This window comes from Candidatus Tremblayella phenacoccinincola (genome assembly GCF_002682985.1).
Classification (GTDB): domain Bacteria; phylum Pseudomonadota; class Gammaproteobacteria; order Burkholderiales; family Burkholderiaceae; genus Tremblaya; species Tremblaya phenacola_C.
Window position 1 is genome coordinate 1 of record NZ_MKGN01000008.1, and the last position, 10,425, is coordinate 10,425.

General features: G+C 37.3%; 13 protein-coding genes and 1 other RNA gene. 11 read left to right on the forward strand and 3 right to left on the reverse strand.

What is annotated here, in order from left to right:
- Positions 1–340: 340 nt before the first annotated feature.
- Positions 341–633: a transfer-messenger RNA gene (gene ssrA, locus TPPER_RS00355) on the reverse strand.
- Positions 634–742: 109 nt separating this feature from the next.
- On the opposite strand from ssrA, the gene TPPER_RS00360 reads away from it, so the two are divergent.
- From TPPER_RS00360 to TPPER_RS00385, 6 genes are all read left to right on the forward strand, one after another.
- On the forward strand, positions 743–1,576 hold the full coding sequence (locus TPPER_RS00360) for a DUF2059 domain-containing protein (RefSeq protein WP_099336814.1): 834 nt from the start codon (positions 743–745) through the stop codon (positions 1,574–1,576).
- 3 nt (positions 1,577–1,579) lie between these two features.
- Positions 1,580–2,629 (forward strand): chorismate mutase, encoded by a 1,050-nt coding sequence (locus TPPER_RS00365; protein WP_099336815.1) that lies wholly within the window; start codon positions 1,580–1,582, stop codon positions 2,627–2,629.
- Entirely contained in the window at positions 2,626–3,936 is a 1,311-nt protein-coding gene (gene aroA, locus TPPER_RS00370; protein WP_099336816.1) for a 3-phosphoshikimate 1-carboxyvinyltransferase, read from the forward strand. Before TPPER_RS00365 ends, aroA begins: the two co-directional genes overlap by 4 nt.
- 91 nt (positions 3,937–4,027) lie before the next feature.
- Complete coding sequence (locus TPPER_RS00375) at positions 4,028–5,587, forward strand: S1 RNA-binding domain-containing protein (protein ID WP_099336817.1); 1,560 nt, start codon at positions 4,028–4,030, stop codon at positions 5,585–5,587.
- Between the two features lie 11 nt (positions 5,588–5,598).
- The gene (rpsP, locus tag TPPER_RS00380; RefSeq protein ID WP_099336818.1) at positions 5,599–5,862 is read left to right on the forward strand and encodes a 30S ribosomal protein S16; all 264 of its coding nucleotides are present in this window, start codon (positions 5,599–5,601) and stop codon (positions 5,860–5,862) included.
- Positions 5,855–6,205, forward strand: a complete 351-nt coding sequence (locus tag TPPER_RS00385; RefSeq protein WP_236859552.1) for a 50S ribosomal protein L19 — start codon at positions 5,855–5,857, stop codon at positions 6,203–6,205. The genes rpsP and TPPER_RS00385 overlap by 8 nt, the downstream gene beginning before the upstream one ends.
- A 7-nt stretch (positions 6,206–6,212) precedes the next feature.
- On the opposite strand, the gene TPPER_RS00390 is transcribed toward TPPER_RS00385, so the two are convergent.
- Together TPPER_RS00390 and TPPER_RS00395 are read right to left on the reverse strand one after the other, a co-directional pair.
- Positions 6,213–7,043, reverse strand: coding sequence for a methylenetetrahydrofolate reductase (locus tag TPPER_RS00390; RefSeq protein ID WP_099336820.1), 831 nt, complete (start codon positions 7,041–7,043; stop codon positions 6,213–6,215).
- 119 nt (positions 7,044–7,162) lie between these two features.
- Positions 7,163–7,438 (reverse strand): oxidative damage protection protein, encoded by a 276-nt coding sequence (locus tag TPPER_RS00395; protein WP_099336821.1) that lies wholly within the window; start codon positions 7,436–7,438, stop codon positions 7,163–7,165.
- Between the two features lie 149 nt (positions 7,439–7,587).
- On the opposite strand from TPPER_RS00395, the gene aroC reads away from it, so the two are divergent.
- From aroC to TPPER_RS00420, 5 genes are all read left to right on the forward strand, one after another.
- Complete coding sequence (gene aroC, locus TPPER_RS00400) at positions 7,588–8,691, forward strand: chorismate synthase (RefSeq protein ID WP_099336822.1); 1,104 nt, start codon at positions 7,588–7,590, stop codon at positions 8,689–8,691.
- 145 nt (positions 8,692–8,836) lie between these two features.
- Positions 8,837–9,427: a translation initiation factor IF-3 gene (infC, locus tag TPPER_RS00405; RefSeq protein WP_236859553.1), complete on the forward strand. Its 591-nt coding sequence runs from the start codon at positions 8,837–8,839 to the stop codon at positions 9,425–9,427.
- Positions 9,355–9,555, forward strand: a complete 201-nt coding sequence (gene rpmI, locus TPPER_RS00410; RefSeq protein ID WP_099336824.1) for a 50S ribosomal protein L35 — start codon at positions 9,355–9,357, stop codon at positions 9,553–9,555. The genes infC and rpmI overlap by 73 nt, the downstream gene beginning before the upstream one ends.
- Before the next feature lie 12 nt (positions 9,556–9,567).
- The gene (gene rplT, locus TPPER_RS00415) at positions 9,568–9,969 is read left to right on the forward strand and encodes a 50S ribosomal protein L20 (protein ID WP_099336825.1); all 402 of its coding nucleotides are present in this window, start codon (positions 9,568–9,570) and stop codon (positions 9,967–9,969) included.
- Entirely contained in the window at positions 9,896–10,297 is a 402-nt protein-coding gene (locus TPPER_RS00420) for an SAM-dependent methyltransferase (protein WP_099336826.1), read from the forward strand. Before rplT ends, TPPER_RS00420 begins: the two co-directional genes overlap by 74 nt.
- The last annotated feature ends 128 nt before the right edge of the window (positions 10,298–10,425 follow it).

The window sequence follows — 10,425 nt, forward strand, 5'->3', positions numbered from 1 at the left end:
TAGTGGAGTTAGGGTCAGTAGTAAACAGAAGAGGATGTTTGTGAGGGAGTATGTGTGGGAACTCTCAGTAGGAAAGGTATCCCGGAGAAGGTTGGGGTGGAAAGCAGTAGTATGTTCTGCTGTCAGTCTGTTCATTGTTTCGTTAGCTTCGTTAGCCTCATACATATACGATAGCCTCATCATACATACTTTAAGGCTGTTCTCCTAGACTATCAACCCTCCTCCCTCCTCCCTCCTAGTAGCTATATTACTATGATAAAGATAAACAAGTACACTGCAGCTTTGTTGGTAGTTCTCTGTGGACATCTGTTTGGAAAGGCCTCTAGAACCACATATCAGGAAGTGGAGATGGTGGGACTCGAACCCACGTCCAAAAGCATACCTCGATTAGCTCTACATGTTTAATCTTACGCTATATATTCCAAAGCACTACACATATATTTCAGAAGAAGCTTTAGACCCTGTTTCTTTGTTCTAATGTGTAACAGCTGTCATTAGATACTAACTTAAACCTCTTCTTGTTTGCGGTTGTTTCTTCTTCGTTTACTTAAGGAACACCTTTGACCTCGAAGATAGATCAAATACACATGCACTAACCTCTCTTTAGCTTTTGTCGAATCCTTTGACACCCCCAGATATTCTTTACTAGCAGTTCCTATAAACATCTTAACTCTATAGGCTAGCACATGATGAGACCTAAACTGAACCAACCAATCCATCAACTTCAACAACCGTTAACCCAATGGAACAAACAACCACAGCAGAAGATATGAACAATATACTAAAGTGGTTAAGTAAGATAAAAGGTAAAGTGTTGGTTCTTGTTACTTCAATAATAGTTTTAGTTATCCATGCTTTTACATTGAATTCGTCAGAAGCGTGTATTATTGACAACGAGGGACTTGATATGGTTCATCTTAACTACGAATACTCCAAAGCTTTTCCAACCACACCCACAGCCACATCCAATACAGAAGCTAGGACCAACCAGTTAACAAGCGTTGCTCCAAAAGAACATAGTAATGAGAATGACTGGTTAAACTCTGTTGTAGGTTCATCCATCGATTCCAGTGAAACAGAACAGCTAATAACCACTGACAAACGTGCTGCTATCCGAGAACTGATGGATAGTTTGGACATACCGAAAGCTATCTATTCAATAATGCACAACATCATTACCCAAATCAAACAGTTAATCCCAATAATTGAGTCTGACATCTTATCTGAAAAACAAGTAAGCTTCACTCAAAGAGACAGGCTCATGCAAACACTACAAAAGTATTGTGAGAAAGATATATGCAACAACTCAATAGAAACTTTAAAAACCCCAGACTTCTGGAACAATGCAGTTAGTGCACAATGTTCAGCTTTCTCCAGATATTACACCATTGAAGAAATAAAAGACCTAACTACATTTTACAAAAGCAACGTAGGTAAGAAATATCTAAACGTACGTTCTCAAGTTGGTCATGATATAATGGAAGAGCTGTTGAGAAAATATGTTTCGGAAGTATTAAGGAATGTTCGAACCGAAGTTGAAAAGGAAGTGAGAACCCTATTAAATACCATCGAATAAAGAATGCATCCCTGCAACACCAATTCTCACTTACGTTACTTTCGCTATCGCATAGATCTGGTGGACAAGGTACTAGTTAAACTATTGGAAACCCGCATTAAGGTAGCTACAAAAGTTGGTAGAGTTAAGATAACATTGAGCTCTCCGATAACGAACTCTTCAAGGGAAAGGCAAGTAATAAGTAATCTGATTAGTAGCTGTATGGCAGTCAATATACTAAAGGTTAAAGATCTTAGGGAAGTCTGGAAAAGAATTATCAGTATAAGTAAAAGAAGCGAAGGACACTCTGTTACTTCTTTTTATGGTTCTCCAGGAAGCCACACACACTCTGTAATGGATAGTTGTTTCGATATGACAACGGTGAGCTTTCCATTCTCTCTGATAGATGAGACACCATTTATTATATATAGTAGCCTGAACACCAGATTACCATTCAGAAACAACTGTAGTGGATTGTTGCATACTGCTCTAGCCACTATGAACAACCATAACGTACATATCCAGAACTACATAAGTCATTGTATAAGCCAACATTTAGTGTTAAGTCCTTCCAATAGGTATATATTGTCTGTTACTCAAACCCATGCGTACAATCAAACAAAACAATGGAACAGTAGAAACAGCCATACTATGTATACAATAATGAATACCTCAAAGGCTGCAAAGGTAAGCTGTATATGTAATAGCATGTTGTCCATTTCTGGTAGAAGCATTATCACTAAGTATAGCATTGAAAGCTTAGACCCAATACAAGATCGCTGGAATAACAAAACCTCTTTTCTGGAATTACAACGTAAAGGTAGTCGCTTGTATATATGTAAGAAAGTACGATACATTCTTTTAACACATAGAACCAAAATATGTAGAGATATGCTGTTACTTCTGTTAGCTGTTATAAAACAAAACATCGATCTGTTGGAAAGTGGGGTAGTATATTACAAAAGACTGTTACTTTTATTATGTAAACGAAATGATAAGCTGTCTTCCAAAGCTTTAAGAATGATATCTATTAGCAAAAAGGTAGGCTTTTACACCAACAATAACTATATTTGAAATCTATCCTCACAAAGCCTTCAAGTAGAATTTATGGTGCAACAAGACAAGCTCCTGGTTCTAAAAGCATATCTAATAGAATACTGCTCCTATCTTCTTTAACACCCACAAAAACCCAACTCAAGGACCTTCTAAACTCTGAAGATACCAACATAATGATAAATGCTACATATGCTTTTGGAGCAAGGGTTCAGCGTAGTCAACCAGAATGGTCTATCCATAAGCTAACGCTACTAACAAGCAAACATAGTGAGCTATTTCTAGGTAACTCAGGAACATCAGCAAGAAGTTTAAGTGCTATGCTTTCATGTTACCAAGGTAACTACTTTCTATACGGACTGCAGAGGATACATGAAAGACCGTTACAAGATATGCTGTTTAGCTTAAGAACTATAGGAACCAACATTAAACACTTGTTCAGGCCTTCCTGCTTACCATTGTTTATACGTCCTTTAGCAACGGTGAAAGACTCTATCAGAGTATTGCTTGATGGTAGTACATCGAGTCAGTATATAACAGCTCTCTTAATGGTTCTGCCTATGTACAAGAGAAAGCTCGGTAAAGGAATTACCTTGTTAATTCATAGTATTGTTACTTCTAAACCGTACGTAACTATGACGTTGCTTTTATTGGAAAGGCTTGGTATGATAGTACATAGATATGGGTGGAAGCTTTTCTCAACATGCATTATAGCTAACCGATACACAGGTCCTTCATTCTGTATAGAAATGGATATATCATCAGCTTCATACTACCTCATATTGGGTCTGGTAAACCGAAGTAACTTGAAACTTCTTAGCATTTGTCTGTATAATGTTCAAGGTGACTTCTTCTTAGTGTGTATATTAAAGAGGATGGGATGTAGTATTCTGGTTTCAAGAAGTGACGTCAGTATATATAAACAAGCAAGAAAGCTACTCCCATTGAGAATAGCCTGTCATTCAATACCTGACGTTTCTATGGTTCTTCTTATCGTAACCTTAATAACTGCCTGTAGTATTAGCCTAAGCGGCATAAGAAGCTGGAGACTTAAGGAAACTGATAGGCTGTTGGCAATGACTATGGAACTAAGAAAGCTTGGGGTAGTAGTCGAATGTGGAATTGACTTCATCTCTGCGTACTCTTTACCAACCAGTCATCTAAACAAAGACAGCACCATCAACATAAATACTTATGGTGACCATCGAATAGCGATGTGTTTCGCTGTTATTAGTTCGCAAGGAGTTAACGTTAGAATAATGAACCATCAATGCATAAACAAAACCTTTCCTAGCTTTTATTATGTATTCAATAGCTTAGCTGGTTAGTGGATACAGGAGCACCAAACTAGATATCAGATGTCAGCTGTTAGTTCATTAAAGTATTATTAAACATAGTTAACCTATAAAGCCTCCCGCTATGAATGAGTATCTAGTCTTGCTTCAAGAATATTTCAAGTATTATGATGTCAGTTCCGGGTCTATAATATCTGCAACAGTCATAGCCATCAATAACAGGTTTGTAACTATTAGGACTGGTCTTAAGTCTGACACATGCATTCCAATTGAGGAGTTCCTTAACTATGTCAACGAATTAGAGGTTAAAGTTGGTGTTCTTGTTCCAGTGTACATTGAAAGTCTTGAATCAAATGGCGGTAACATATCACTATCTAGAATCAAGTCAAAGAAGCTGACAGCCTGGGTAGCTTTAGAGAAGTCCCTAAGCCATAAAGAATATGTTGTGGGGGTCATTGTTAACAGAGTGAAGGGAGGAATGACTGTGGTAGTTAATGGGTTGGCTGCTTTTCTACCTGGCTCTCTAGTTGACTTAAAACCAGTAAAAGATGCTGAGAAGTATGAAGGCAAGAGGTTTAAGTTTCACGTTATCAAGCTAGATAAGAAACGTAACAACATCGTTCTGTCTAGAAGGTCTGTTCTGGAATCTCATCAGCTTGAAAAACGTAAGAAGCTGTTCTCCTCTCTGAAAGAGGACGTAGTGGTAAGAGGCACCGTTAAGAATATTACAGACTACGGAGCATTCATAGATTTAGGAGGCTTAGATGGGCTGTTGCATATAACTGATATCTCTTGGCGACGTATCAAACACCCTAGCAACGTCCTGTCCTTAGGAGACTTTGTTACAGTAAAAGTGCTTAAGTTCGATAGAATCAAAAAGCGAGTATCTCTTGGTTTAAAGCAACTACATAGTGACCCTTGGGATGGAGTTATAGAACGTTATCCACCTGGACATAAGGTAAGAGGTAAGATCACAAATATTGCGGACTATGGAGCATTTGTAGAGATAGAACCCGGTATTGAAGGCTTAGTTCACATATCTGAAATGTACTGGAAGAATAAAAATACCTTACCAAACAAGTTACTAAAAATAGGACAGCCTGTTAACGTTTCAATCATAGACATCTCCAAAACCAGACGCCGCATCAGCTTAGGAATGAAACAATGTATCTATAACCCCTGGTTAATATTCTCAAAGCTCTTCAGAAAGAACGACAGACTAGGCATCATTATTAGGTCCTTCGTGGATCTTGGGATATATGTAGACTTACCAATGTCAGTTAGTGGCCTGATCTATTTACCCAGGTTCGTAAGAAAGAAGCTTTCTAACTATTTTAGTAATGGCGACGTATTAGAGACCACTGTTGTAAACATCGATAATAATTACAGTAAGGTCTCATTAATCTCAAGCAACATATTTAATGACAGGTTCTTTAGGTTTGTTGAATGTAAAGCTGGCTATGTATTCAAGAATGATAACTTAGCTAATTCGATGGCTGGTAATATCTATCACTTCAAAAGACCAGTCCATATAAAACAGAACGTATATACAACTTTAACCATAAACAGGACGTTACATTTTGTAAGCATGTTCTCCACTAACAAACCACAACTTAAAAAAGCTCTTGATAATGCTATACTACGAGCTCTACATACTAAGAGACCAAAAGCCCATCATAACTAAAGGAGGTTCGAATGTTAACTATTCGGTTTACTAGGAGAGGAGCAAGGAACATCCCGTTTTACAATATTGTAGTTGCAGATTCTAGAAGTAAACGAGATGGGAAGTTCATTGAAAAGATAGGCTTTTATGAACCTATAAACAAAGCTATTATGGTTGATACAGAAAGGCTAGGGTTCTGGGTCTCTAGTGGTGCTTTAGCTTCATGTGCAGTTTTGAAAGTAATTAAAAGGCTGCGTGTTAAACATGGTTCTCAACTTGGAAACAACAATGATTAACCGTCTCACTTTAGAGGAAGTGGAAAGAGAACTGTCTCCTACTCCCTGTTGCGATGCTTTTAAGATTAGTGTTGGAGATCTTATCATAATAGAAACCCTTAACCAATCAGACAAAAAGAAAAACCAATCCTTCGAGGGCATAGTTATTGCGAAAAGAAACCGTAGTAACAACTCTTCTTTCATCGTGCGAAAAGCTTCCTCTGGGTTTGGAATAGAGCGCACATTCCAGTTACATTCGCCTTTAATATCAAAGATCACAGTAAAGAAGTTCGGTAATGCTAAACGATCGAAGCTATATTGCTTACGACTGAATGTTGGTAAACCAATGGTGTTTAAGAAGTAAGACAGCTTTATTGGATGTAGCCTAGGTGTTTGCATATTGTTTTCACAACTGCACATTCGTTTAAAGTATATATATGAAGATCTGAAACCCCAAGACTTATTAAGTTCTCACATAGCTTTAGAATAACATCAACTCCAAACTCAAGAACTGAACAGCTTCTGTCCTTCAGTGTTTTTAACCTTTTGACTATCCAATATGGAATATCTGCTCCACATAGATCCGAAAAGTATACTAGCTTATCGTAGCTAACTATTGGCATTATACCTGGAGTAATCGGAATCTTAACACCTAACTTATAGGCATCCTCCAACAGTTTGTAATATGAGTCTGCGCTATAGGTATATTGGGTAATTGCTGAATCTGCGCCAGCCTCAACCTTTCTTACAAAGCTTTTAATATCTTTTAGTATAGACGGGTTGCCAGGGTGTCCTTCTGGATATGCGGCTACATCAATATAGAAGAGCTCTCCATGTACACTTCGTATCAGCCTAACTAAGTCACTAGCATCTGTTGAGAAAGAGTCTTCTTTCAATCCTGGGGTATCACCCTTTAAAACAACAACATGTCGAATACCAACAGCTTTATAAAAGCTTAGCTCTTTCATTAGTTCTTGTTTTGGTGAAGTACATAGTATATGTGGGACAACCGAGTTAAAGAACCGTTTCATACTTACTATCAGGTCCAATTGGTTTCTTTTAAAGCTGCTACGACTATATGTTATAGAAACAAACCTTGGTAAAACACAAGCCAACTCCTTCTGTGTTTGCAACATCTTTAAGAACCCATAGTACGTTTTCGGAGGAGAGAACTCAAAAGAGATGTTAGGTAAGTTCTTCATTAACTTCTAACATAACCATAAACAGATAGCACCTGACTGGGTTTGAACCAGTGTCCTCAACGCTATGTATGTTGAAAGAATATATGGAACTACAGGTGTTCAATAAGGTAACATCAGGTCTAAGAAGTTGCTATTCTACTGAATGTTCCTAAGTATACAGTGTTTTTAAAAAGGTAGTCACTTAGTTGACCGTAGAGAAACCATCTAACGTTTGGGTTTGATAGGTTCAGTCTGTATTCGTTAATAAGAGTCGTTTGTTTTCTTAGCCAGTCGTTCCATGCTTTCTTAGACACATTCTTATATATCTTAACCCCAAGCTTATTAGTAAAAGGGGGCATATCAAACCCATCCAACATAGAACCAACCTTAACACAAAATACACTACGTTTATACATTTAATTAACCTCTTTATTGTTGTTGCTAGGGCTATATCATTGTGTCGTAAGTCGTCCATCAAGAAGGTTCATGTGGGGTTTGTGGTTCATATGCATTTTAACTGAAATGTAGTTCATAGTGGGTTCCTATATAAAAGCACAAAGAGGATATGCATAATTCAATTGGTAAGCTGGTATCCATAACCATATTTGGAGAATCTCATGGCTGTATTGTAGGCTGTTTAGTTGATGGATGCCCTTCTAACTTGCCTTTGTACAATAATGAGGTACAACAAGAGCTGGATCGTAGGAAACCAGGTAAGTCAGCGTACGTTTCACAAAGATCAGAAAAGGACAATGTTAAGATTCTATCTGGAGTTTTTAACAACAAAACAACAGGCAGTCCGATAACACTGGTAATCGAAAACACTGATTGTAGAAGCAATGATTACTTCAACCTTAAAGAAGCATTCAGGCCAGGACACGCGGACTATACGTATGCTCAGAAATATAAACATAGAGACTATAGAGGCGGTGGAAGAGCGTCGGCTAGAGTAACAGCTGCAGTTGTTGCCGGTGGTTCTGTCTCTAAGAAATGGATAAGGCTTAATCATGGTTCTCAGGTTAAAGGCTATCTCAGTGTGTTGAAAGACATAGCTATTCCTTTTATCCATTGGACATACGTTAATAACAACTGCTTTTTTAGTCCTAACATTAGCTACATAACTACTTTGTCCAAACAGCTACTCTCTCTGATCAAGACTGGAAACTCAGCAGGATCCCGACTAGCATTAATAATGACCAATCTACCAACTGGCATAGGGGAACCGCTTTTCAATAAGTTAGATGCTAGCATAGCATGTGGTTTAATGAGTCTTAATGCCGTTAAGAACGTAGATATAGGTTCAGGATACCTGAGCTCTTCAAAAACTGGTCTAGAACTAAACGATGCTTTAACTCCAGATGGCTTTTTAAGTAACCATTCAGGCGGCATATTAGGTGGTCTATCCACAGGCAGTGATATAGTCTCTTTTATATCTATAAAACCAACGTCTAGTATATCCTTGTTCAAACGCTCTGTAAGTGACAACAATAAACCAGTCTTTTTAAGAACTAAAGGAAGACATGACCCGTGTATTGGAATAAGAGCAGTCCCGGTAGCCGAGGCAATAGTGTGCGTAATTATCATGGACTTTATACTACATTTCCATTTTAGTGAAGGGTACCGAAATAGTAACAGTCACCTTGTGCATCCAAAAGCCTATATGTACTAACAACACATAAGAAAAGGTTGTTAACTCAGTTGGTAACTAAGAACTCCCAAAGCCTAGCTAAGAACTCCATCTCTCTAACTAACTTTTAAATAGAGGAGGCAGCATAACCATAAGTATAACCATAAACATAACCTCAACTAAACGGATTAATGGTGACCCCTCAACGTCCAAAGTAAGAGTAACCGGCTTAAACAAAGAACTATTAGGAACTATGAACTTAGAAGAAGCCTTAAACATATCCAAAAGGTTAGATACAGATCTTATTGAAACATCACCTAACAGCTTTCCCCCAGCTTGCTGCCTAATGGATCACGGCAAGTACAAATACAGATCTTCAAAAAAGAAACAAAAAGATAAAGCTAAACAAAAGACCATGCAAACAAAAGAAGTTAAGTTTACTCCTAACATTGGTAAGAAAGATTACAGAATTAAGATGCGTCAGTTAGTTAGCTTTTTAGAGAAAGGAAACAAAGTTAAGGTCATTGTTAAATTCAAAGGACGAGAGCTATGTTTTAAATATATGGGCTTTGAGATTCTCAAAGATATCCAAACCGATCTTTCAGGCCTCTGCTCAGTTGAACACTCTAAAAGAAAAGAAGACAAAACCATTTCAATGCTCCTAACAACATTAAACCAAAGAAAGCCTAAACAACATAAAGTGGAATGCATAAAACGAAACCCAAACCTAACAGAAGCGCAGTCAAGCGTTTCAAGTGTAATAGAACCGGATGTATAAAGAAACGTAAAGCTTTTAGAAGTCATTTGTTAACCAAGAAGTGCTCTAAGAACAAAAGGAGATTACATCAGGGTTCCTATGTTCATAGCTCAGATTCCGAAAGGGTTAGGCGCTTGCTGTGTCAATAATGGGAGACTGTCTTGACCAGAGTAAAAAGAGGAGTAACTTCTCGCTTCAGACACAAGAAGCTTGTTAGGTTAGCTAAAGGGTTTAGGGGTAGGAGAAAGAACGTATATCGTATTGCTAAACAAGCAGTAATGAAGTCTCAACAGTATTCCTATATTGGACGCAAAAGGAAGAAAAGAACTTATAGGTCTTTGTGGGTTATACATATCAATATAGCAAGCCGTAAATATGGATTAAACTATAGTACGTTAATGAAACAGCTAAGACTCAACGGAATTGTTCTTAACAGGAAACAGCTTTCAGATCTTATCGAATACGACTCCAGCATATTTAAAGCTATAGTTGGTTCCATCACATATAGTACCTGGGATAACAACAGCAATAGGAACTACAGTAGGAATACCATTAACACATAGAAACTACTCTAATAGTGTTTCTTTTACAACAGGGTCTATATCCTATAAAAGCAAACCTAACTGGAGTCTAGACCTAAATAAGAAGCAAACAATAATAATGTATATGTATGCAAGTAATATAACTAAGCTAAAAGAAAAGCTATTAAAAAGTAGGTTCTCAAATAAGATCCCAATTGCAATAGTGTCTTCAAGTTCTAATAAAGACCAAAAGCTAATAATAAGTAATATAAAAAGCATAGAAAGCTTAACATATAATAATACAACACCATCTATACTTATAATAGGATATATAATAAACCTATATAGAGGCCTAACTACATTCAATTAATAAGAACATACCCTTCTAAACCTATTCTACCCCCCTTCTCTAACAACTAACCCTAAAAAGGAAAAGGACTAGATGTCTTTATGGGACGGCAGGTTTAAAGAAAAGCTAAACATAATGTTTGAACACTT